General features: G+C 71.7%; 19 protein-coding genes. 11 read left to right on the top strand and 8 right to left on the bottom strand.

The annotated features are described in order from the left end of the window. Nucleotides 1-11 precede the first annotated feature (11 nt). Nucleotides 12-2,105, top strand: coding sequence for an alpha-1,4-glucan--maltose-1-phosphate maltosyltransferase (locus OIE53_RS13375; RefSeq protein ID WP_327026926.1), 2,094 nt, complete (start codon nucleotides 12-14; stop codon nucleotides 2,103-2,105). Further along, entirely contained in the window at nucleotides 2,093-4,195 is a 2,103-nt protein-coding gene (gene glgB, locus OIE53_RS13380) for a 1,4-alpha-glucan branching protein GlgB (protein WP_327026927.1), read from the top strand. Before OIE53_RS13375 ends, glgB begins: the two co-directional genes overlap by 13 nt. Nucleotides 4,196-4,262: 67 nt before the next feature. Here glgB and OIE53_RS13385 read toward each other — a convergent pair whose 3' ends face one another. Next, complete coding sequence (locus OIE53_RS13385) at nucleotides 4,263-5,303, bottom strand: App1 family protein (protein ID WP_327026928.1); 1,041 nt, start codon at nucleotides 5,301-5,303, stop codon at nucleotides 4,263-4,265. Nucleotides 5,304-5,486: 183 nt separating this feature from the next. Between OIE53_RS13385 and OIE53_RS13390 the strand changes: the two genes are divergently transcribed. The 4 genes from OIE53_RS13390 to OIE53_RS13405 all read left to right on the top strand — a co-directional run bounded on the left by OIE53_RS13390 (nucleotide 5,487) and on the right by OIE53_RS13405 (nucleotide 9,809). Further along, nucleotides 5,487-7,112, top strand: a complete 1,626-nt coding sequence (locus OIE53_RS13390) for an ArnT family glycosyltransferase (RefSeq protein WP_327026929.1) — start codon at nucleotides 5,487-5,489, stop codon at nucleotides 7,110-7,112. A 66-nt stretch (nucleotides 7,113-7,178) separates the two neighbouring features. Next, nucleotides 7,179-7,973 (top strand): peroxide stress protein YaaA, encoded by a 795-nt coding sequence (yaaA, locus tag OIE53_RS13395; RefSeq protein ID WP_327026930.1) that lies wholly within the window; start codon nucleotides 7,179-7,181, stop codon nucleotides 7,971-7,973. Between the two features lie 99 nt (nucleotides 7,974-8,072). Then, nucleotides 8,073-8,747: a hypothetical protein gene (locus OIE53_RS13400; RefSeq protein ID WP_327026931.1), complete on the top strand. Its 675-nt coding sequence runs from the start codon at nucleotides 8,073-8,075 to the stop codon at nucleotides 8,745-8,747. Between the two features lie 90 nt (nucleotides 8,748-8,837). Continuing rightward, nucleotides 8,838-9,809, top strand: a complete 972-nt coding sequence (locus OIE53_RS13405) for a TAXI family TRAP transporter solute-binding subunit (RefSeq protein ID WP_442791389.1) — start codon at nucleotides 8,838-8,840, stop codon at nucleotides 9,807-9,809. Nucleotides 9,810-9,818: 9 nt separating this feature from the next. Here OIE53_RS13405 and OIE53_RS13410 read toward each other — a convergent pair whose 3' ends face one another. The 5 genes from OIE53_RS13410 to OIE53_RS13430 form a co-directional block, all read right to left on the bottom strand. Then, nucleotides 9,819-11,264: a sensor histidine kinase gene (locus tag OIE53_RS13410; RefSeq protein ID WP_327026933.1), complete on the bottom strand. Its 1,446-nt coding sequence runs from the start codon at nucleotides 11,262-11,264 to the stop codon at nucleotides 9,819-9,821. Between the two features lie 10 nt (nucleotides 11,265-11,274). After that, nucleotides 11,275-11,931 carry a response regulator transcription factor gene (locus OIE53_RS13415; protein WP_327026934.1) on the bottom strand — a complete coding sequence of 219 codons (657 nt, stop codon included), beginning with the start codon at nucleotides 11,929-11,931 and terminating at the stop codon, nucleotides 11,275-11,277. A 102-nt stretch (nucleotides 11,932-12,033) separates the two neighbouring features. Then, entirely contained in the window at nucleotides 12,034-12,345 is a 312-nt protein-coding gene (locus OIE53_RS13420) for a hypothetical protein (protein WP_327026935.1), read from the bottom strand. Between the two features lie 140 nt (nucleotides 12,346-12,485). After that, entirely contained in the window at nucleotides 12,486-14,702 is a 2,217-nt protein-coding gene (locus OIE53_RS13425; protein WP_327026936.1) for a DUF6077 domain-containing protein, read from the bottom strand. Between the two features lie 159 nt (nucleotides 14,703-14,861). Next, the gene (locus OIE53_RS13430; RefSeq protein ID WP_393340176.1) at nucleotides 14,862-15,461 is read right to left on the bottom strand and encodes a TetR/AcrR family transcriptional regulator; all 600 of its coding nucleotides are present in this window, start codon (nucleotides 15,459-15,461) and stop codon (nucleotides 14,862-14,864) included. Nucleotides 15,462-15,679: 218 nt separating this feature from the next. Here OIE53_RS13430 and OIE53_RS13435 point away from each other — a divergent pair, with 218 nt between their 5' ends. From OIE53_RS13435 to OIE53_RS13455, 5 genes are all read left to right on the top strand, one after another. Continuing rightward, on the top strand, nucleotides 15,680-16,579 hold the full coding sequence (locus OIE53_RS13435; protein ID WP_327026938.1) for an ABC transporter permease: 900 nt from the start codon (nucleotides 15,680-15,682) through the stop codon (nucleotides 16,577-16,579). Nucleotides 16,580-16,589: 10 nt separating this feature from the next. After that, a complete protein-coding gene (locus OIE53_RS13440) occupies nucleotides 16,590-17,390 on the top strand; it encodes an ABC transporter ATP-binding protein (protein WP_327027182.1) in 801 nt (266 codons plus the stop codon). A gap of 149 nt (nucleotides 17,391-17,539) precedes the next feature. Then, complete coding sequence (locus OIE53_RS13445; RefSeq protein ID WP_327026939.1) at nucleotides 17,540-19,042, top strand: bifunctional cytidylyltransferase/SDR family oxidoreductase; 1,503 nt, start codon at nucleotides 17,540-17,542, stop codon at nucleotides 19,040-19,042. Between the two features lie 33 nt (nucleotides 19,043-19,075). Beyond that, a complete protein-coding gene (locus tag OIE53_RS13450) occupies nucleotides 19,076-20,773 on the top strand; it encodes a CDP-glycerol glycerophosphotransferase family protein (RefSeq protein WP_327026940.1) in 1,698 nt (565 codons plus the stop codon). Nucleotides 20,774-20,889: 116 nt separating this feature from the next. Further along, a complete protein-coding gene (locus OIE53_RS13455; protein ID WP_327026941.1) occupies nucleotides 20,890-21,111 on the top strand; it encodes a hypothetical protein in 222 nt (73 codons plus the stop codon). 10 nt (nucleotides 21,112-21,121) lie between these two features. Here OIE53_RS13455 and OIE53_RS13460 read toward each other — a convergent pair whose 3' ends face one another. Together OIE53_RS13460 and OIE53_RS13465 are read right to left on the bottom strand one after the other, a co-directional pair. Then, nucleotides 21,122-21,865 carry an alpha/beta fold hydrolase gene (locus tag OIE53_RS13460; protein ID WP_327026942.1) on the bottom strand — a complete coding sequence of 248 codons (744 nt, stop codon included), beginning with the start codon at nucleotides 21,863-21,865 and terminating at the stop codon, nucleotides 21,122-21,124. A 107-nt stretch (nucleotides 21,866-21,972) separates the two neighbouring features. Further along, nucleotides 21,973-22,830, bottom strand: a complete 858-nt coding sequence (locus OIE53_RS13465; protein ID WP_327026943.1) for a C39 family peptidase — start codon at nucleotides 22,828-22,830, stop codon at nucleotides 21,973-21,975. Nucleotides 22,831-23,037 lie beyond the last annotated feature (207 nt).

A 23,037-nucleotide genomic window follows, 5' to 3' on the forward strand; every position in this document is an offset into this window, starting at 1 on the left:
AGGTTGACAGGGTGACTGGACGGTTCCCGATCGAAGACGTCTCCCCCGTCGTCTCCTGCGGGCGTTATCCGGCCCGCGCCGTGGTCGGTGAACTCGTGCCGGTGTCGGCGACCGCGTACCGGGAGGGGCATGATGCCCTCGGCTGCAACGTGGTCTGGCTGGGCCCGGACGGGCAGGCGCAGCCGTTCACCCGGATGCGGCCCGGTGCGCCCGGTCAGGACCGTTGGCACGCCACCATCACCCCGGACACCGTCGGGGAGTGGGTCTTCACCGTGGAGGCGTTCAGCGACCCGTACCTGACCTGGCACAACGCGGTGACCAAGAAGATCGCCGCCGGTCAGGGCGCGGAAGACCTGGCCAACGACCTGGCCGAGGGGGTACGCGTGCTGGGTGCCGCAGCGGTGCCCAAGGCCGAGCAGGCCCGACTCGAACGGGCCGTGGCCGCGCTGCGCGACACCGATCTGCCGCTGAAGGACCGGGTCGGCCCGGCCCTCGACCTGGCCGAACTGCTCTGGGCGCACCCGGTGCGGGAGCTGGTCACCACCGGCGAGGCGTACCGCATCTGGGTGGACCGGGAGCGGGCCCTGTACTCCGCCTGGTACGAGTTCTTCCCCCGCTCGGAGGGGGCGGTCCTGGCCACGGCCGAGACGCCGGCCCGTTCCGGGACCTTCGCCACCGCCACCGAGCGGCTGCCCGGGGTGGCCGCGATGGGCTTCGACGTGCTGTACCTGCCGCCGATCCACCCGATCGGCCGGGTCAACCGCAAGGGCCCGAACAACAGCCTGGTCGCCGGGCCGGCGGATGTGGGTTCGCCGTGGGCCATCGGGGCCGCCGAGGGCGGCCACGACGCCATCCACCCCGACCTGGGTACCCCGCAGGACTTCCGCGACTTCGTGGCCGCCGCCGCCGAACACGGCCTTGAGGTGGCGATGGACCTGGCGTTGCAGTGCGCGCCGGACCACCCCTGGGTGACCGAGCACCCGGAATGGTTCACCACCCGCGCCGACGGCAGCATCGCGTACGCGGAGAACCCGCCGAAGAAGTACCAGGACATCTACCCGCTGAACTTCGACAACGATCCCGAGGGCATCCGGGCGGAGATCCTGCGGGTGGTGCGGCACTGGGTCGGCGAGGGGGTGAAGATCTTCCGGGTGGACAACCCGCACACCAAGCCGGTCGACTTCTGGCACTGGCTGATCTGGGAGGTCAAGCGGACCGACCCGGAGGTGCTCTTCCTGGCCGAGGCGTTCACCCGACCGGCGATGATGCACGGGCTGGCCAAGGTCGGCTTCACCCAGTCGTACACGTACTTCACCTGGCGGACCTCGCCCGCCGACATGCGGGAGTACTGCGCGGAGCTGGTGGCGGCGGCCGATTACATGCGGCCGAACTTCTGGCCGAACACCCCGGACATCCTGCCCGAGAGCCTCCAGCACGGCGGGCCCCCGATGTTCAAGATCCGGGCGGTGCTGGCCGCCCTGCTCTCCCCCTCCTGGGGCATGTACGCCGGCTTCGAGCTGTTCGAGCATGTCGCCCGCCCCGGCGCCGAGGAGTACCTGGACAACGAGAAGTACGAGCTGCGCCCCCGGGACTGGGCGCAGGCCCAGGCGCAGGGACGCTCCCTGGCCCCGTTCATCGCCACCCTGAACCGGGTCCGCCGGGAGAACCCGGCCCTGCACCGACTGCGCAACCTGGTCTTCCACGACATCGACAACCCGGCGTTGCTGTGCTGGTCCAAACGCGACCCGAGCACCGGCAACACCGTGCTGGTGGTCTGCTCCTTCGACTCGCACACCGTGCAGTGGGGCAACACCACCCTGGACATGCCGGCCCTGGGCCTGGACTGGCACGACCGGTTCATGGTGCACGACGAGCTGACCGGGGCCCACTACGACTGGGGGCAGCGCAACGCGGTCCGGCTGGATCCGTACCTGCAACCCGCCCATGTGTTCACCCTGCGCCCTACCGACGCCGCCGCGCCCTCCCCGGCTCCGGCGGCCACCGCCACCCCCGCGCCGATCACCACCACCGTGCCCGCCACTGCCGCCGGTCTGAGTGGCGGCACCGCCTCCGCGACGAAGGACGACGCCCGATGGACCAGCTGATCTCCGGGGAGACCCACGACCCGCACGCCGTGCTCGGGGCACACCCGGGCGACGGTCGTACGGTGATCCGCACCCTGCGGCGGGGCGCAACCGAGCTGTGCCTGCTGGTGGGTGAGCAGCGGTACCCGATGACCCGGGTGCACGAGGCCGGGGTCTTCGAGGCGACCGTGCCCGGCGAGGTGCTCGACTACCGCATCGAGTGGGACGGGCAGCCGCACGACGACCCGTACCGCCACCTGCCGACCCTGGGTGAGCTGGACCTGCACCTGATCGGCGAGGGGCGACACGAGCGGCTCTGGGAGGCCCTCGGCGCCCGCGTCCTCGACGGCGGGGTGGCCTTCGCGGTCTGGGCCCCCAACGCCCGGGGGGTGCGGGTGGTCGGCGACTTCACCGGCTGGGCACCCGACGACGGATGGCCGATGCGGTCCCTGGGCTCCGCCGGGGTATGGGAGATCTTCGTACCCGGGGTACAGGTGGGGGCCCGGTACAAGTACCGGATCCTCGGCGTCGACGGTCACTGGCGGGACAAGGCCGACCCCCTGGCCGGGTACGCCGAGGTGCCGCCGGCCACCGCCTCGGTGGTGCACCACTCGACGTACGAGTGGGGCGACGCGGACTGGCTGGCGCGGCGGGCGACCCGCCAGCCCCACCAGGAACCGATGAGCGTGTACGAGGTGCACCTCGGTTCCTGGCGTCCCGGCCTCGGCTACCGGGAACTGGCCGAGCAGTTGGCCGGGTACGTGACGGAGTTGGGCTTCACCCATGTGGAGTTCCTGCCGGTGATGGAGCATCCCTTCGGCGGCTCCTGGGGCTACCAGGTCACCGGATACTTCGCCCCGACCTCCCGCTTCGGTGACCCGGACGACTTCCGTCACCTGGTGGACCGGCTGCACGCCGCCGGCATCGGGGTGATCCTGGACTGGGTGCCGGCCCACTTCCCCAAGGACGAGTGGGCCCTGGCCCGCTTCGACGGCACCCCCCTGTACGAGCACCCCGACCCGCGCCGGGGGGAGCACCCGGACTGGGGCACCTACGTCTTCGACTTCGGCCGCCGGGAGGTGCGCAACTTCCTGGTCGCCAACGCCCTCTACTGGCTGGAGGAGTTCCACATCGACGGGCTGCGGGTGGATGCGGTCGCCTCGATGCTCTACCTGGACTACTCCCGCCCCGACGGACAGTGGGTGCCCAACCAGTACGGCGGCCGGGAGAACCTGGAGGCCATCGCCTTCATGCAGGAGACCAACGCGACCGTCTACAAGCACCACCCCGGGGTGGTGATGATCGCCGAGGAGTCCACCGCCTGGCCCGGGGTGACCCGACCGACCAGTGAGGGCGGGCTGGGTTTCGGGTTCAAATGGAACATGGGGTGGATGCACGACACCCTGCTCTACACCTCCAAGGACCCGATCTACCGGCAGCATCACCACCATCAGCTCACCTTCTCCCTGGCGTACGCCTGGAGTGAGAACTACGTGCTGCCGATCAGCCACGACGAGGTGGTGCACGGCAAGGGTTCCCTGCTGACGAAGATGCCCGGCGACCAGTGGCAACGACTGGCCAACGTCCGCGTGCTGCTGGCCTACATGTGGGCGCACCCGGGCAAGCAACTGCTGTTCATGGGCTGCGAGCTGGCCGACGACCGGGAGTGGAGCGAGGAACGCGGTCTCGACTGGTACCTGCTGCACGACCCGGCCCGGGCCGGGGTGCAACGCCTGGTCGGCGACCTCAACCGGGTCTACCGGGACACCCCCGCCCTGTGGGCGCAGGACACCTCCCCCGCCGGTTTCCGCTGGCTGGCCGGGGACGACGTCGCCAACAACACCATCTCGTTCGTCCGGATCGCCCCCGACGGCGCCACCCTGGTCTGTGTGGCCAACTTCTCCGCCCTGCCCCTGGAGGACTACCGCATCGGCCTGCCGGCCGCCGGGGCCTGGGCCGAGGTGCTCAACACGGATGCCCACCACTACGGCGGCTCCGGGGTGGGCAACCTCGGCACCGTGCACGCCGAGCCGGTCCCCTGGCACGGCCAACCCGCCTCGGTGGCGCTGCGCGTCCCCCCGCTCGGCGCCCTTTGGCTCCGCCCCGCCTGAACCACCGCTGCCCTTTGCTCTGCGTCAACTGACGCACTGGTTTTCGTTCAGCGGGCGTAGGGCTGACTCAGACCAGGCCGGCGCCGCGGAGCAGGGTCCACAGGCCGGCACCGTCGGGGGCGGAGAGCCACTTCTGTCCCACCGGTCCCTCGGTCGGGCGGTCGTGCGGGACGGGCAGGCTACCGGCGAGCACCGCCTGGGCGGGTGAGAGGCGGCGGATCGCGACGCCGGCCACGTTGTCCGGGTGGGCGGCGGCGAACTCCCGGTAGATCTCCTGGTCGTGCTGGCCGTCGTCGCCGACGAGCAGCCAGCGTACGTCCGGGAACTCCTTGGCCAGCCGGGCCAGGGTGGCCCGCTTGTGCTCCCGCCCGCTGCGGAACCAGCGGTCCTGGGTGGGTCCCCAGTCGGTGAGCAGCAGCGGACCCGCCGGGTAGAGGTGCCGGGACAGGAAGCGGGTCAGGGTCGGTGCGACATTCCAGGCACCGGTGGACAGGTAGAAGACCGGGGCTCCGGGGTGGGCGGTGACCAGCCGCTCGTACAGCACGGCCATGCCGGGCACGGCGGCCCGGGCGTGCTCGTCGAGGACGAAGGTGTTCCAGGCGGCGAGCAGCGGGCGGGGTAGCGCGGTCACCATCACGGTGTCGTCGATGTCGGAGAGGACGCCGAAGCGCACCTCCGGATCCAGGATCCGCACCGGCGCCTCGACCGGTTCGGCGTCCGGCATGCTGATCCGCACCGAGCCCCAACCGGGAGGCAGATCCGCCTCGACCGTGGTGTCGATGAACCCGCTGCGATCGGCCCGGGCCTCGTGCACCACCCCACCGGTCTCGATGGTCACCGTGACGTGCTTGGCCGGCAGGGTGGTGAAGCTGCGCCAGCCGCGGACCTTCTCCAGCCGCCCCCGTTGGCGGGTGTCCGGCCGTCCCAGCAGCACCCGGCACATCACCCGCGCCCAACCGGGAGCCCCGTACCCGGTGTAGGCGATGATGTTGGTCCGCCAGCCGGTCCGCCGCAGTCGGCGTTCGACCAGTGCGTGCACGGCGTCCTCGATCCGCGCGGCCCGGTGCAGGCTGGGTATGGCCAACTGGCCAGCGGGTGTGGGTGGCACGTCTGCAACCCTGCCACACCCCGCCGACCTCGGCCACGCGAGACCGGGGCTTCTTGATCGTCTGCGGGGTGCATTCCCCCAAGCCGCGACGGCAGGTGACACATCAGCAGATCCAGGGCAAATACCCGCGAATGCGCCGTTACCGTGAAACACTCCCGTCGGAACGGCGACGGGGGCGAGGTCGTGCCACGACCAGGGTCGGAAGCACAGCGAGGACGGAGCCGGTGGCTGCCACGGCTGGATCGTCCGGCCCTGGTCGCACTGATCCTCGGCGTGCTCGGGGTCGGCTACCGGTTGTACCTGGTGCTGAACACCGTGCCGGTGTCCAACAGCGACGAGGCCACCTTCGGGTTGGCCGCCCTGCACATCGCGCAGGGCCGGGAACATCCGGTCTTCCTGTACGGCCAGCGGTACATGGGCATGTTGCAGTCCTACCTGGCCGCTCCCCTGCTCGCGGTGACCGGGCCGAGTTGGCCGGCGCTGCGGCTGCCGGTGCTCGCGCTCTACGCCCTGTTCCTCTGGCTGATCCACCGGCTGACCCGAAGGATCGGCTCACCCTGGTTCGCCACCACCGTCGTCGGGCTGCTGGCGCTGGGCTCCGAGCGGGTCATCCGCGACCAGGTGACGACGGTCGGCGGCCGTCCGGAGGTCAAGGTCGCCGTGCTGGCGATGCTGCTGATCGTGATGGGGTTGGCCCGGGGCACGGTACGGCACCGCTGGTGGGCCGTCGGCGGCTTCGGGTTGCTCGCCGGGCTGGCCCTCTGGTCGGACTGGCTGATCGTGCCGTACCTGGCGGTGGCCGGGTTGGCGCTGCTCTGGGTGCTGCGCCGGGAACTTCTCGGGTGGGCCGGTCTGCTGCTGGTCCTAGGGTTCGGTGTGGGGATCGCCCCGATGATCCGCGACAACCTGGTGGCCCCACCCGGGCAGGACTCCCTGTCCGTGCTGGGTCGGATCAGCGGCACCCAGGGGCCCACCCCCTCGTGGGGGCAGCGGCTCGACGGCGGGCTGCTGGAGGGGGTTCCGCAGGCCACCGGGCTGTGTCCACTGACCGGCTGCGCCCGCTGGCAGGAGTGGTTCGGCCTGCTCTACCCGGTGTTGCTGGTCGTCGGGGTGGTGCTGGCCGGGTTCGCGTACCGGCGGATGACCGGACCGGGTGAGCGGGTGGTCGCGGTGGTGCGTCTGGCACTGCTCGTCGGCGCCGCGCTGACCCTGCTGGCGTACGTGCGAAGTTCCCTCGCCGCCACCGAACCCCTGGGCAACGCCCGCTACCTGTCGGTGCTGCAACTGTCCCTGCCGGCGGTGCTCTGGCCGCTGTGGGTGGCGGCGGTGGCCTGCTGGCGGGGCACGGTCGGCGCGGCGGGGCGGCTGGTCGGCGCGGCGGCCACCGCCGCCCTGGCCGCCCTGACGGCGACCGCCCTGGTGGTCACGGTGTTGTTCGCCACTGCCGGTGCGGAGCCGGGCCGGGTGCAGGAACGGCAGTCCCGCCAACTCGCGGAACTGGTCCGGGCCGCCGGGCTGCGCGAGGTGTACGGCGAGTACTGGACCTGCAACCGGCTGGTGTTCAACACCGGTGAGCAGGTGGTCTGCGGGGTGCTCGACAGCGACCTGCGGCCCGGGCAGAACCGCTATTCGGCGTACTGGTGGCGGCTGGCCCGGGCGGCACGGCCCGGATACGTGTTCGAGGCCGGTGGACCGGCGGACCTCCGACTGCGGGAACTGCTCGGCGACCGGGCGGACACCGACCTGCTGGCCGAGGTCGGCGGCTTCCGGGTCTACCACCCGCCCACGCCGCTGCGACCGTGGCGGTGAGGGGGGTCGTACGCTGGCCGGACCCCGGCGCGGATGGCCCGGTCCGGGAGGTCGAGGAGTCTGTCGATGCTCATCCTGCTGCCGCCCTCGGAGGGCAAGGCCGAGGTCGGCGCCGGTCGCCGTCTGGACCTGGCCCGGCTCTCGCTGCCGGAGCTGAACCCCGTCCGTGAGCAGGTGCTGGCCGCGCTGCTGAGGCTCAGCGAGGGGCCCGCCGAGGCGGCGCTGACCGCCCTGGGACTCGGTGCCGGCCAGCACGGTGAGCTGGGCCGCAACGCCCGTCTGGAGCGGGCGGCGACCGCACCGGCGGGTCGGATCTACACCGGGGTGCTCTACGAGGCACTGGACCTGGCCACCCTGCCACCGGCGGCGCACCGGGCAGCGGCCCGGCAGGTGCTGATCAGCTCCGGCCTGTGGGGGGCGGTACGGATCGGCGACCGGATTCCGCCGTACCGCTGCCCGATCGGGGCCCGGCTGCCCGGGGTCGGTGCCCTGCCGGCGCTCTGGCGACCGGTGCTGGGGCCGGCGTTGACCTCGGCCGCGGGTACCGGGCCGGTGCTGGACCTGCGTTCGGGTGCCTACGCCGCCGCCTGGACCCCCCGGGGTGCGCTGGCCGAGCGGACCCTCACCGTACGGGTGCTGCACGAGCGGGAGGTCGACGGCGTACCGGTGCGCTCGGTGGTGAGTCACTTCAACAAGGCCACCAAGGGTCGGTTGGTGCGGGACCTGCTGCTGCACGGGGTCCGTCCACGGAGCATCGATGCCCTGGTGGGGGAGCTGCGGGAGCTGAAGTACACCGTCTGCGAGCAGCCCTCGGCAGCGGGACGGCCACGTCAGGTGGACGTGGTGGTTTCCGAGCTGTGAACAGCCGCAAGATTTCCTCAAGGCTCGACCTGATCGGTACCACCACGCGGCGTCTCGGGTCACTGTAACTACACCCGACACCACGAGGAGGCCCTCCGGGTGGTTGCCGAACCGATTCTGCTCGACCGACACCGCACCCCGTCGACCCTGCCGCCCCTGGACTGGACGACCCTGGCCGACGCCTTCGAGGCGGCCTGTCTGCTGCGCTGTATGCCGCCCCCGGCCACATCCGGTCACCGTTACCCCGGACAACAGCCCAGCCTGCCCACGGCCATCGAGTTCAACCGGGAAGAGGCGGCCCGCCGCACCCGCCAACTGCTGGACCGGTTGGGAATACCGGTACGGCACGAGTTGGCCGTGGGTGGCCTGCGCCGCCGCTACGAACTGCACCGGCTGCACGTGTCCCACGAAGACCGGCCGGAGTACGCGGCACTGATGGAGAACGGCTGGCGTCGGGGCCGACGGGAACTGCTCGGGGGTCCGGTGCCCGGTGCCTCGACGGCTCGCCGGCAGTGGCGCACCCGGTTGGCCTCCGCTGCCTGGCGGGCCGCTCTGCTGGCCGGTGGACGGCACGTACGGCGACACATCCTCGGGGTACGGATCACCGACCGGGAACTCGCCGCCGTCCTGGTCCGCGGCGCCGCCCTGCTCGACGTACCGGCGCTGCTGCGCGCGGGCACCGGCTGTTACCTCGTCAGTGTCGCCCACGGCCCGGACCGGGATCGCATCCTGCACCATGCCGGCGAGGAGGTGGCCCACCGACCGGTCGCCTGAGTGCACCACCCCGGTCAGGACAAAACTGCACCGCGGTCGGGACAGACTCCGCCATCCTGGGGTTGCGCCGCAGGGGTCCGGCGGCGCACAGTGCTGCCCGTGACCAGTTCCCGGTATGCTGCCCGAGACCGGCGGCCCGTCGCCAGTGCGGCCATCCTGGTGGCCGTGCTGCTGGTCCTGCCTGGTCTCAGTGCCTGCCGGGACGAGCCCGAGGACCCGGTACGCATTCGGATCGCCACCGGCAGCCCGACGGCCGTCTACCACGCCATCGGCACCTCCCTGGCCGCCATCCTCAACCGGGAACTGCCCAACGTACGCGCTGAGGTACTGATCACAGCCGCCTCGGTGGAGAACGTCCGGCTACTCAAGGCAGGCGAGGCCGAACTCGGGTTCACCCAGGCCGACGTGCTGCCGGCCTATCCGGGACCGGATCCACCCGTGGTGGCGGTGGCCCGGGTCTACGACGACCTGTTGCACCTGGTCACCACCGCGGACAGCCCAGTCCGAAAGCTGACCGACCTGGCGGGTCGACGGGTGTCCATCGGCGCGGCCGGTTCCGGAACGGAGATCACGGTCAACCGGCTGCTCACCGTGGCCGGGCTGGACGACGTCGAGCTGCACCGGGTGCAGCTCGGTCTGGACGACTCGGTCACCGCGCTGCGCAGCGGTGAGATCGACGCCTTCTTCTTCTCCGGTGGCCTGCCGGTACTGGCCGTGGCCCAACTCGTCGAGGACACCCCCACCCGCATCGTCGACCTCGGCGAGTGGACCGTGCCGCTGCGCCGGGGCAACCGGGAGGTGTACGTGCCCCGGGACATTCCCCGCTCGGTGTACGGCATCGACCCGGTCACCGCCGTGGCCAACCCCAACTATCTGCTGGTCCGAGCCGACCTGCCGGAAGACCTGGTGCGCCAGGTGACCCGGCTGCTGATGGAACGACGGGCCGAGTTGGCCGAAGCCCATCCGGCGGCCGGACGGATCAGCCCCCGTTCGGCGATCGCCACCCCGCCGCTGCCCCTGCACCCGGGGGCGGCCGCGTACTACCGCGACAGCAAGCCCTGACCCGGCCGGTCAGCCGGGGCTGGCGGCCGGTTCCAGCGCGACGGGTGGCTCGTCCAGGGCGGGCGGCTCCTCCGGGGCGGGTGGCTCCTCCGGGGCGGGGAACCACAGGGCGGCGACCAGTCCACGGGGCGAGTTCGGCTGCATGGTGAGGCGGCCGTCGGAGGCGTCCACGAGCACGGCCGCGATGGTCAGCCCCAGCCCGGCGCCGTCGACGTTCTGCACCTCCGGGGCCCGCCAGAAGCGTTCCGTGGCCTGGCCCAGCTGACTGCGGGTCATGCCGGGGCCGGTGTCGCGTACCTCCAGGGCACAGCCGCCGTCGCGGGCCGTGACGGTCACGGTCACCTCGCCGCCCGCGCCGCTGAACTTGACCGCGTTGTCGATCAGGGCGTCCAGCGCCTGGTCGATCGCGGTCGGTACGGTCCGGGCGTGAACCGGGTCGGGGTTGGCGGTCAGTCGCAGGGTGACCGACCGGTACCGGGCCAGGGGCTCCCACGCCGCCACCCGGGACTCCGCCACCGCGACCGCGTCGACGGTCACCCGCTGGTTCTCCTGGCGCTCGGCCCGGGCCAGGGTGAGCAGGCCGTCCAGCAGCAGGGCCAGCCGGTCGGTCTCCTCCAGGGCCAGCTGGTGTTCGGCGCGGCCCTGCTCGTCGACCAGGCTGGGCCCGAGTTCCTCCACCCGCAGCCGCAGGGCGGTCAACGGGTTGCGCAGTTGGTGGCTGGCGTGGGCGACGAAGGCCCGCTGCCGGTCCATCACGTCGGAGACCACGTCGGCCATGTGGTTGAAGCTCGCCGCCAGGCGGCGCAGTTCCGGCGGACCGAGCCGGTGCTGCACCCGGGCTCCCCGGTCCCCCTCGGCGATCTCGTGGGTGACCGCGTCCAGTTCGGTGATCGGGCGCAGCACCCAACCGGCCAGCCCGAAGGCGGTCAGCACGCAGGCCAGCACGGCGATCAGCCCGGTGCCGGCCAGCAACAACCACCAGGTCGTCACCGTACGACGGACCCCGTCGGCCGGACTGGCGGTGACCACCGCCCCGAGCACCTCACCCCCGTCGTTGATCGGCACCGCCACCACGATCGGCTCGTCCACCCAGGGCCACACCGAGTCCGGTCTGCTGGTCTGCTGGCCGGAGAGGGCGACATCCAGGGCCTGGCGGGTGCCCAGGGTCCACTGCCAACCGGGCGACGGGATCACCGCGGCCCCGTCCCGGTCGACCACGGCCGCGTTGATGGTGTACAGCTCCTCGTAGCTGGCCAGTTCGCTGGCGAGCGGGCCGGTCGTGCCGTCGCGCAGGGCCGGGCCGGCCAGCGAGGCGAACCGGGTGGCGTCGGCCAGCCGGTCGGCCCGCAGCCGGTCGGTCTCCCGGGTGGCCAGGGTCGCCGCCAGTGGCGTACCCAAAGCCACCAGCACCAGCACCATCAGCAGCAGATAGCTGATCACCAGGCGGCGTCGCACACCCGGCCCCTCACTCGGCCCGCAGCCGGTATCCGACGCCGCGCACGGTCTCCACCAGGCGGGGGTCGCCGAGCTTGTTGCGCAGCGACCCGACATGCACCTCGACGGTGTGCCGATCGGCGAAGGTGGTCCCCCAGGCGTCGAGCAGGATCCGGTCCCGGGGTACCGCCACCCCGGGCTGGCGGGCCAACGAGAGCAGGACGTCGAACTCCTTGCGGGTCAGCGACACCGGCCGGTCGGCCACCGTGACCGTGCGGGCCGCCGCGTCGACCCGGACCGTGCCGACCTCGATCAGGGTGCGCTGCGGTGGGGTGTGCGAGGCCCGGCGCAGCACCGCCTCGATCCGGGCCTGCAGCTCCACCATGGAGAAGGGCTTGACGACATAGTCGTCGGCACCGATGCGCAGGCCGAGCACCCGGTCGCGTTCCTCGCCCCGGGCGGTCACCGCGATGATGCCCAGTTGGCTGCTGCGTCGGCGCAGCTCCCGGCACAGGTCGGTGCCGTCCCCGTCGGGCAGGGTCAGGTCGAGCAGCACCAGGTCGCACGGGGCGGCGCAGAGGGCGGCGGCCACGGTGGCGGCGTGCTCCACCTCGTAGCCGCGCCGGTTCAGCGCCGATGACAGCGCACCGGCCACCCGGCGGTCGTCCTCGACCAGCAGGATCCGCACACCCGGCCTCCCATCAGGTCTGTTGCGCTGCCGCACTGGTTGGGTTGATGGTGGCAGAAGACCGGCCGGGGTGACAGGCCCGGGGGAAGGTTTTGACCTTGCTCAGAGGCCGAAGACCTCATCGGAGGTGGAGTCCCGCACCCCGTCCACGAAACCCTTGAAGGCGGGGTCGTCGTGGCTGGCCGGTACGGTGCTGACGACCTCGCCGGTGGCCTCGGTGACCGCGTCGATCAACGGCGGAAAGTCGATCTCGGCGTCGGCCAGGGTGTCGTCGTCGGCCTCACCGAGATTGATCACCTGCTGGACGTCCTCGGCCGGGGTGGCCGGGTCCTCGGCCCAGTCGGCTCCACGGCGGTAGCACTCGTCGTAGAGCGCGCGTTGGCTGTCCGTCCAGTCCTCGTGGTAGCTGTCCATGCCCACCTCCCGTGTACTACGGCCCTGCCCTGTGAGCATGCCCGCCCCGGCGGCGGACCGGGCCGGTACCGCTCAAGCCGCCGGCCCCGGCCGCGCGAATTCCGACCGGGCCGTCGCCGTCGAGGGCCCGGTCGACCCGGTCACCCTCGGACCATGCAGGTGACCGCGTTGGGGTGTACGGGGGGTTCGGCGGGCCGCTCGGCGGCCAGGGTGTAGCCGGCCCGCTCGGCCGTACGCAGGGCGAACCGGTTCTGGCTGTAGAAGCAGATCGTGCCCACCTCCAGCCGATCCAGCGCGGCGATCACCTCGTCCCGCTCCGGCCGCTCCGCCCTGGGACCCCCGTTGGCGAACTGGGTCAGCAGCAGCCGGTCCTGGGAGAACTGTGAGTTGAGGTCGTACTCGACCAGGAAGAAGTCGCGGGGCAGCACCACCCGGGGCCGGGCGGACATCACCGGGATGGTCCGCATGATGCTCGCCGGGGCGAGCACCAGACCCGGCGGGCGGTCCAGGTCGATGATGAACTGCGCGATGGCCTGCCGCTGCGGCCGGATCTTCCAGGTCGGCTCGGCGTGCACCAGCACCCCGCTGCGCTCGTCCCACATCGGCACGGCGTAGACGGCGAAGGAGGTGATCATCGCGGCGGCCAGCACCACCCCGACCAGGGCCCGCACCACCCGCAGCCGGGTGGGCAGCCAGACGGTGCAGAGCAACCCGATCAGCGCCGGCACGGCCAGCAGCCAGGGGACCCGCCAGAGCACCACCGAGATGCCGGTGACCGCGCTGAGCCACTCCAACACCCCCGGAACCAGCAGTACGCTCAGCGTCAGGGCGCCCCCGGCCGCGAGCAGGGCCGGGGTACGGCGGCGGGCCAGCAAGGCACCACACCACAACGCCAGTCCGCCGATCACCCCCACGATGCCGATCTCGAAGGTCCGCCGGTAAGTGTGCGCGGCGTCGTAGAAGTTGACGTCAGCTGCCGCCTCGTTGGCCGAGGTGCCGAGGACCAGCTGGGTGATCACCACCGCCCCGACCGGGTACGCCAGCGCGGCCACCCCGGCCACCAGGGCGGACTTCCAGCGCCCGACCAGCAGCATCATCAGGGCCGCCCCGCCGACCAGCATCGGCAGGATGATCGCCGCCGTGGTGGTGAGTCCGATCGCGGTGATCGACAAGGCGACGATGAGCAGCAGCCCACGCTTGGACCGGTCGTCGAACCAGCGGGTCAGGTACAGCCACATCAACGGCACGACCGCGGAGACGAACATCCCCTTGCCCTGGTAGAGGCGGGGCAGGTGGAAGGTGCCCAGCGCCGCGTCCGGGCCGCAGACCAGGGCCAGGAAGGCCACGGCCACGGTGAAGGCGAGCACCGGACGGCGCGGGGCCCACCGCTGCACCAGCCGCCACAGGGCCAGCACCGCGAGCACGGCCAGGACGGGCAGCAGCAGATACCAGGTGGCCGAGGCGGCCGGGATGCCGAAGAACCGGGCGAGGGCCCCGGCGAAGACCTCGATGCTCGCGACCGGGGGCTGGGAGGCCATCGCCGGGAGGACGTTCTCGCTGAACAGGAAGTCGTTGAGGGGGACGTTGTCGCGCTCGGCCACCCACACCGAGCGGCCCACGTAGTAGATGTCGTCCGGGGTGCTGCGGGCCAGGTAGAGCGAGGCCACCGCGGCCACCCCGGCGATCAGCAGGGCGTACGCCGACTGCCAGGCCGTCGTGGCGGGGGCCTCCGACCGGCTGGGCGGGGTGGCTCGCCAGGTCCGCCAGGTCAGCAGCACCGCACCGATCGCGGCCACCAGCCCGGCGGAGCCCGGCACCCACCAGGAGATGCCCGCACCGGCCGGCGTACCGGCCAGCCCGGCCGTGATCGCCGCGCCGGTGCCGACCAACAGGGTCAGCGCCGTCCACCACCGCTGGGCCACGCTCATCGACCCGGCCCGGTCGGCGACCGGCTCGGTCTGGTCGGCGGGCTCTGCCGGTTCCTCCGGGGCTGCCTGGTCCGGCGGGTCGGCGGGGGCCTGGGGGGCGGCCGAGTTTTGGGCCGTGCGGCGGCGTCGCCACCGGAGGGCCAGCCGGAGGAGTACGGCGAGCACCGCCAGCGCCGATCCGGCGATCAGCCAGATCCGCAGCGTCAGCGAGGGGGCCAGCCCCAACGGCAGGGCGGCGTGGTAGAGCAGGGTCCAGAGCGCGAACGCCAGCACGGCGCAGTCGGTGAGCAGTGCGGGGATCGCGGCGATGCCGTCCCGGACCCCACCCAGCACGGCCCGGATCGGGCTGCGCCGGACCTCGGCGGGTGCGGCCGACTCGTCGGCCGCTGCCGGTCGGGATGCGGCGACGGTGTGGGCGGTCAGCGACACGAGGGTCCTTGTCGTCGTACGGGCAGGTGCGGCTGCGCCGGAGGTTCGCCGGGCGGCGGCGCGGGCGAACCCCACCGAGAGTAGTACCGGTGCGGAGAAACCCGGTCATGCCGGGCCGTGGGGGTGGACGCAGCCAGCCTTACCCCGGACCCGGCCGGCTCAACCCGAGGTCGGCGCCGGGCGCTGGCGGGGCAGAAGGTCCCCGGCGCCCAGGGCCCGCGCCACCGAATCCACGAGGGTCTCCAGGTAGCTGTCGGTGAAGGGGGTACGGGCGATGGCCAGCCGCCAGTACAGCGGCCCCACGATCAGGTCGACCGCCGCGTCGGGGTCGGTCGTGGCCGGCAACTCTCCCCGGTCCACCGCACGAGTGATCAGCCCGCCGACGATCTCCTGCTGCCGGGACCGCAGCATCTGCTGGAAGGTCTCGTCGATGGTGGGGTTCCGCGCGGCCTCGGCGAGCAGGTCCGGGATGATCTGCGCGGCCAGCGGGTGGGCCAGGGCGTGCGCCACCACCTGGAACAGCAGAGCCAGATCGCTGCGGAGCGCGCCGGTGTCCAGGGCGGGCAACCGGGCGCCGGCGGCGGCGGTGACCACCTCCAGGACCAGATCGAGCTTGGAGTTCCACCGGCGATAGATCGCCGTCTTGCTGACTCCGGCCCGGCGGGCCACCGCCTCGATGGAGAGCCGGCCGTAGCCGACCGCGGCGAGTTCCTGCATCAGGGCCCGGCGGATGGCCGTGGTGATCTCCCCACGGAGCACCGCCGCACCGGCCGGCGCACGCCTCTTCCCGGTCGTCACCTGGGACTCTTCTCGGCTGTCACGCAGGACAATGTACCGCAACGACGGTACGGTTGCGTCCCGACGGTTCTCGGACTACTGTCCACGCAGCGGCGAGGCGACGCTCCGAGCACGAACACGCTAGATTCCATCGTCGCGAACGCACCCGCCGGCTCGACAAGATCGGAGCGCCCATCCCCATGGCCAACAGCACGCTGGCCGACCCCGACTCCGGCCTGCCTCCGGCCCAGCTGGCTGCCCGGTACGGGCTGCGCATGGCCGGTCAACGCCCCTCGCTGGGCAGCTACACCCGGCAGCTCTGGCGCTACCGGCACTTCATCACCGCGTACGCCAACGCGAAGCTGACGGCCTCGTTCAGCAACGCCCGCCTGGGGCAGCTCTGGCAGGTACTCACCCCGTTGACCAACGCGGCGGTCTACTACCTGATCTTCGGTCTGATCCTCCAGCAGAGCCGGGGGATGGACAACTTCATCGCCTACCTGACCGCCGGGCTGTTCATCTTCAACTTCACCCAGACCAGCGTGCAGCAGGGCACCCAGGCGATCAGCGGCAACCTGGGGCTGATCCGGGCCCTGCACTTCCCCCGGGCCAGCCTGCCGCTGGCCATCACCATCACCCAGTTCCAGCAGCTGCTCGGCTCGATGGTGGTGCTGATCGCCATCGTGCTGATCACCGGCGAGCCGATCACCCTGATGTGGCTGATGCTGGTGCCGGCGGTGCTGCTCCAGACGGTGTTCAACGCCGGGCTGACCATGACGGTGGCCCGACTGGGCGCCAAGGCCACCGACCTCAAGCAGGTGATGCCCTTCATCCTGCGGACCTGGATGTACGGCTCCGGGGTGCTCTACAGCGTCCAACTGTTCGCCGAGAACCTGCCGGGCTGGGCCACCGCCATCGTGCAGTTCAACCCGATGCTGGTCTACATCGAGCTGGCCCGGGTGGCGCTGCTGGAGAACACTCCCCTGCTCAACGACTCCCTGCCGCTGACCTGGCTGGTCGCGATCGGCTGGTCGGTGCTGGTCGGCCTGGGGGGCTACCTTTACTTCTGGCGCGGCGAACAGGAGTACGGCCGTGGTTGATCACCTGGCGATGTCCAACGACGTGACGGTCACCCTGCCCCGGATCCAGGAACGGATCCCGACCGTGGTGGTCGACGACGCGCATGTCGTCTACCGGGTGCACAAGGGCGCCGCCGGCAGCCACAGCCCGGTGGCCGCGCTGCGGCGGCTGGTCACCCGTACGACGACACCGAACGTGCGCCAGGTGCACGCGGTGCGGGGGGTCACCTTCACCGCGTACCGGGGCGAGGCCATCGGGTTGATCGGCACCAACGGCTCCGGCAAGTCGACCCTGTTGCGGGCCATCGCCGGGTTGCTGCCGGTGGAGCGTGGGGCGGTCTACACCGAGGGCCAGCCCTCCCTGCTCGGGGTGAACGCCGCCCTGCTCAACGACCTGTCCGGAGAGCGCAACGTCACACTGGGCTGCCTGGCCATGGGCATGTCCCCGGCCGACGTGCAGCGCCAACTGCCGGAGATCATCGAGTTCTCCGGGATCAACCAGCGGGGGGACTTCGCCTCCCTGCCGATGCGTACCTACTCCTCCGGCATGTCGGCCCGGCTGCGGTTCTCCATCGCCGCGGCCAAGCAGCACGACGTGCTGTTGATCGACGAGGCCCTGGCCACCGGTGACAAGCGGTTCCGCAAGCGCAGCGAGGCCCGGGTACGCCAGTTGCGGGAGAACGCCGGTACGGTCTTCCTGGTCAGCCACCAGCTCTCCTCGGTACGCGACACGTGTGAACGGACAATCTGGCTGGAGTCCGGATTAATCCGGATGGATGGCCCCACCGCCGAGGTATTGAAGGCGTACGAGGCATTCACCAACGGGAAGTAGAGTTTTCGGCGGATGTCCGGCATCGTCCGGGCGACAACGCCACACCCAGGGTGATCCGCACCCGCGTTATCGTTCATCCGTCGCCGTGTCGACGAGACATTCCAGCCATGCACGACATCGCAGCCATGCACCGAGAGCGAGGACCGGCAATGACGCAGGACCAGACCACCGATTCGGGCACCACGCCGCAGCACGCGGCACCGTGGCGACCCTCACGGACGGTGGCCGTGGTGCTGGCCGGCGGTACCGGTACCCGGCTCGGCCTCGGCATCCCCAAGCAGCTGCTCAAGATCGCCGGTAAGCCGATCATCGAGCACACCCTGGCCGTCTTCGAGGCCGCACCGGAGATCGACGAGATCATCGTGCTGATGGCCAGCGGTCACGTCGCCGAGGCCCAGCAGATCGTGAACAAGGCCGGCTTCCGCAAGGTCACCAAGGTCATCGAGGGTGGGGACACCCGCAACGCCACCACCCGCATCGCCCTGGACGCGGTGGGCGAGCAGGACTGCAACATCCTCTTCCACGACGCGGTACGGCCCCTGCTCAGCGGCCGGATCGTGCGGGAGTGCGTGAACGCCCTCTGGACCTACTCGGCGGTCGACGTGGCCATCCCCTCGGCCGACACGATCATCCAGGTCGACGAGAACGAGTGCATCACCGACATCCCGGTGCGATCCACCCTGCGCCGGGGGCAGACCCCGCAGGCCTTCCGCTCCAGCACCATCCGGGAGGCGTACCGGCTGGCCGCCGGGGACCCGAACTTCGCCGCCACGGACGACTGCGGTGTGGTGCTGCGTTACCTGCCCGAGGTGCCGATCAAGGTGATCGACGGCTCGGACGAGAACATCAAGGTCACCCACCCGGTCGACGTGCACCTGGCGGACAAGCTCTTCCAGCTGGCCGCCGCCAAGGTGCCCCGCCTGGCCGACCAGCGCGCCTACGGCGACGAGGTCTCCGGCCGGACGATCGTCGTCTTCGGCGGCAGCTACGGCATCGGCCACGACCTGACCGAGCTGGCCCGGCGCTACGGCGCTCAGGTCTTCCCGTTCAGCCGTTCCAGCACCGGCACCCATGTCGAGCGCCCGGCCGACGTCGAGGCCGCACTGCGGACCGCCTTCGAGGCCACCGGCCGCATCGACCACGTCGTGGTCACCGCCGGCATCCTGGAGAAGGGCGCCCTGGCCGAGATGGACCAAGAGACCATCGACCGGGTGCTCCAGGTCAACTTCGTCGGCCCGGTCACGGTGGCCCGCCAGGCGCTGCCCTACCTTCAGCACACCAAGGGCCAGCTGCTGCTGTACACCTCCAGCTCCTACACCCGTGGCCGGGCGGACTACGCCCTCTACTCGGCGACCAAGGCGGCCCTGGTCAACCTCACCCAGGCCCTGTCGGACGAGTGGGCCGAGCTGGGCGTACGGGTCAACGTGATCAACCCGGAGCGGACGGCCACCCCGATGCGGACCAAGGCCTTCGGCGCCGAGCCCGAGCACACCCTGCTCGCGGCCGAGACCGTCGCCCAGGCCTCCCTGGACGTGTTGATCTCGGATCTGACCGGCCAGGTGATCGATGTGCGCCGCCCGCCGGGCGAGGCCTCGGGTGCCGTGGTGCCGGCCCAGGGCAGCCGCCAGAACAGCAGCGCCCCGGTCTCCTGACCGACCCACGACGACCCGGAAGGCAACACCGAGATGCGTGGTGACCTGGTCAGGAAGCTGGCCGCCCGGGGGCTGGCCACCGGGACGGCAGTCCTGGCGTTCATCGTGGTCGCGCTCACCGGCGCGACCACCTGGGGGCTCGGGCTCTCGCTGCTCGCCCTCGCCGCCACGGTCTGGGAACGTCGGGTCCGCCCCGGAGCCGACGGGGTGGCGGAGACCACTCTGATCGCGGCCGGGGTGCTGGTCGGCTACTCCCGGCAGCTCGACTCCGGTTTCGATGTGGCCCTGACCGGCACGGCCGTGATCCTGCTGGGGCTGATGGTGCTAGCCGGCCCGCTGCGCGAGGCGGGCAACCTGGAGCTGCTCGCGGCCAACCTTCCGGTACGCACCTGGGTACCCCGGATCACCGCCCGCCTGGGTGACATCGTGGCAGGCCTGCTGGCGGTGTTGGCCCTGGCCGCGATGGCGGGACTGCCCGCCACGGTGGCCCTGGCGGCCAGCCTGCTGGCCGGTGCCGCCGTGGGGGCGGTCGCCGGCAAGCTGGTCATGCGGCGACTGCGGCCCGGTGCCGGTGGCTCCCCGGTCACCCGGGAGCTGCGCCGGCGCCAGCCGGAGTTCCTGCTGTACTTCTCCGCTCCCCCCGGCTCGGAGTACCAGGTCACCATGTGGCTGCCGTACCTGGAGCGGATCGGTCGGCCCTTCGTGGTGATGTTGCGGGAGCCGGAGGCGTTGCCGGTCATCGCGGCGAAGACCACCGCCCCGGTGCTCTACTGCCCGACCCTGCGCAGCATGGACGAGGTGCTGGTGCCGAGCCTGCGGGTGGCCTTCTACGTCAACCACGGCGCCAAGAACAGCCACTGCCTGCGCTTCACCCAGCTGACCCATGTGCAGTTGCACCACGGCGACAGCGACAAGGCCTCCAGCGCCAACCCGGTGTCGGCGATCTTCGACCGGATCTTCGTAGCGGGCGAGGCCGCCATCGACCGGTACGCCCGGGCCGGGGTGGACATTCCGGCCGAAAAGTTCGTGGTTGTCGGCCGCCCCCAGGTCGAGGCCATCGAGGTGCGTACCGGCCCGGTCCGCCGCTTGCCGAACCCCACCGTGCTCTACACCCCCACCTGGACCGGGCACCACGCCGACGCCGACTACTGTTCGCTGCCGTTCGCCGAGACCCTGCTGACCCGGCTGCTCGACCGGGGGGCCACGGTGATCGTGCGACCCCACCCGTACACCGCCCACAACCCGGCCTCGGCCCGCCAGTTGGGGCGGCTGCACGACCTGCTGGCCGCCGACCGGACCCGCACCGGCCGCCCGCACCTGTTCGGTGCCGCCGCCGGGGCGTTGACCCTGGCCGAGTCGGTGAACCGCGCGGACGCCCTGATCTCCGACGTCTCTGGGGTGGTGTCCGACTGGCTGCACTCCGGCAAGCCGTACGCGGTCACCGACACCGGGGTCGACGGCGACCGGTTCCTCGAACGGTTCCCACTGGCCGCCGCCGGCTACGTACTGCGTCGGGACCTGACCGAGGTGGACGAGGTGCTGACCCGGCTGCTGGACACCGACCCCCTGGCCGAGGCCCGGTGGGCCACCCGCCGCCGATACCTCGGGGACTTCCCGACCGAGACGTACGCCGAGGGGTTCCTGACCGCCGCCCGGCGCGAGCTGGACCCGCACTGGGCCGCCCCGGCGCCCCGGTCCGCCAGCGACGCCCCGCTCTCCCCCGCCACCTGAGCGACCCCGCCACCTGAGCGACCCCGCCGCCGGGCATCGGCCCGACGGCGGTCGACTCATGGACACAGTGGACTCTGCCCGAGGGTCGCTCGCGGCCCTGTGCTCCAATCAGGGTCATGATTCTCCAGCGCGTCGTCGCCGTCGTTCTGCTGTTCTACTGCTTCGTGGGGATGGTCCTCTCGCGTGTCTACCCGTTCATGGACGACTGGTCCGAACTGGCGGAGACGGCGATCGCGATCAGCAGCGCAGTGGCAGGAGTGCTCGGGGTGGTCCTGTGGTTACGCAAGTCCCCTGAGCAGGCTTCCCCTGAGCAGGCCGGCGACGGCGAACGCCCCTGACCGCGACCGGTCAGCGTACGGCGTCGAGCAGCGCCAGTACGGCCGCCGGATCCTCGACATGGGCGTTGTGGCCGAGGCCGGGCAGGGTCACCACCGGAACCCCGTACTGCTTGAGCTGTGCCTCGGAAACCATCGGATCGTGCTCGCCCCGGGCCAGCAGCACCGGCGCCTCGATCCCGGCCAGCAGGGTGGTCAGGTCGGGCTCACCGACGCCGAAGGCGGCCGGATCCATCGCCAGCCGCCACCGGCCGTCCACCTGCCGCAGCCCGGCCGCCACCGCGGGATCATCCGGGCTCAGCAGGTCGGCCAGGCCGGCGACCCGCAGGTATCGTCGGGCCGCCTCGTCGCGGCTGTCGAACCAGGTGACCGGGCGGGCCGCGAGATCACCGGCGTGGGCCAGTTCCGCCGGGGACCAGACCGCCTTGATGCCGAGCCCGACCACCGCCTCGACCGTGAACGCCCGATTCGCGGCGGCCAACGCCAGACCGACCACCCCGCCGAGGGAGTGGCCCAGCACGATCACCCGATCGCCGGGGTGCAGGCCGGCGGCGACCTGGTCGGCCAGCCCGGCGAAGGAGTACCCCGCCAGCGGCGGCGACCCGCCGTGACCGGCCAGATCCGGCGCCATCCACCGGCCGGGCCAGCGCTCGCTCAGCAGCGGGGCCGAGGGTAGCCACACAGCACCGCTGGCACCCATTCCGTGCAGCAGCAACAGCATCGGCGAACCGTCCCGCCCGCCCGACTCGATGATCATGTCGGGCAGTCTGCCACCGCCCGCACCGGCTCGGCGAGAGCCACGACCGGGATACGACACCGGGCGCCGACCCCACAGGGGTCGGCGCCCGGTACGAAACAGGTCGATCAGGAGGAGTAGCCGCGGGTGGCGGCCCAGTTGGCCAGATCGATCGTGCTCAGCCAGTACGAGTAGTACGAGGGGTCGGCCGAGTCGGCGATCTTGACCATCCGGCCCTCGTCCTCGTAGCCGACCACGGCGACGTAGTGGCCACCCGGGAAGGAGTGCCAGCCCCCGGCGGTGTCCGTGACGCTGCCGGCGACGTTCACCACGACCCCCCGGCCGTCGGAGATGGCCGTGACGACATCGGCCTGAAGCTGATCCATCTGGGCCGGGGTGGCCGCGCCACCGGGAATCATCGTGGTCCGGTACGGGCTGCCCTTGACCATGGCGTTGAGGACCCGGGTGGTGTCCCGGGCCGAGTTGGTGCCCGAGTAGGTGGTGCCGAGCGCAGCGCCCAGGGTCTCCTGGTCCCGGTCGATGCCGGCGGCGCTGAGCGCGTTACGCACCGCTGCCGGGCCGCAGTACCACCCGTTGATCTGGGCCTGGTAGTCGTACGACAGCACCTTCTTCGCCGGGGCCTTCGGCGCGGCCTCCTCGCCGGCCAGGTCCGGGTCCGCCGAGGCGGCCTCCGGCGAGGCGGCGGCGCTGGACGGCGCGCTGCCGGGCTCCGCGCTCGGCGCGGCACTGCTCGGGGCGGCGCTGCTGGGGGCGGTGGCTACCCGGGCCAGGCCACGGGAGGCGGCCGGCTCCTCGCGCAACTCGGCCACCACGGCGGTGGTCTGCGTCTCGGCCGGGTCGTCGATCTGGGTGACCACGGCGCCGGCACCGGCGGCCAGGGCCAACGCCAGCGCCGAGGTGGCCACAAGCTGGTAGGGGCGTTCGGTGGCCAGCCGACGCAGCTGACGCTTGAGGGTGTGCTTCACGAATCCTCCACGGGCTCAGGGGTGGTGTGGCACAGCGGCTCCGGCCATCCGGTGGACACCCGGAGGCGGAGTACGGGGCGGTGCCGTTTCACGGGATGCGCCCGGGGATCGGGCGACTGCGGTGGGCCTGGGTCAGCGCGCGGACAGCGGACCGGCGAGCGCAGGCACCACGGGGCCGTGGAGGCGCAGGAATATCGGGGGGCGCTG

This window comes from Micromonospora sp. NBC_01739 (genome assembly GCF_035920385.1).
Taxonomy (GTDB): domain Bacteria; phylum Actinomycetota; class Actinomycetes; order Mycobacteriales; family Micromonosporaceae; genus Micromonospora.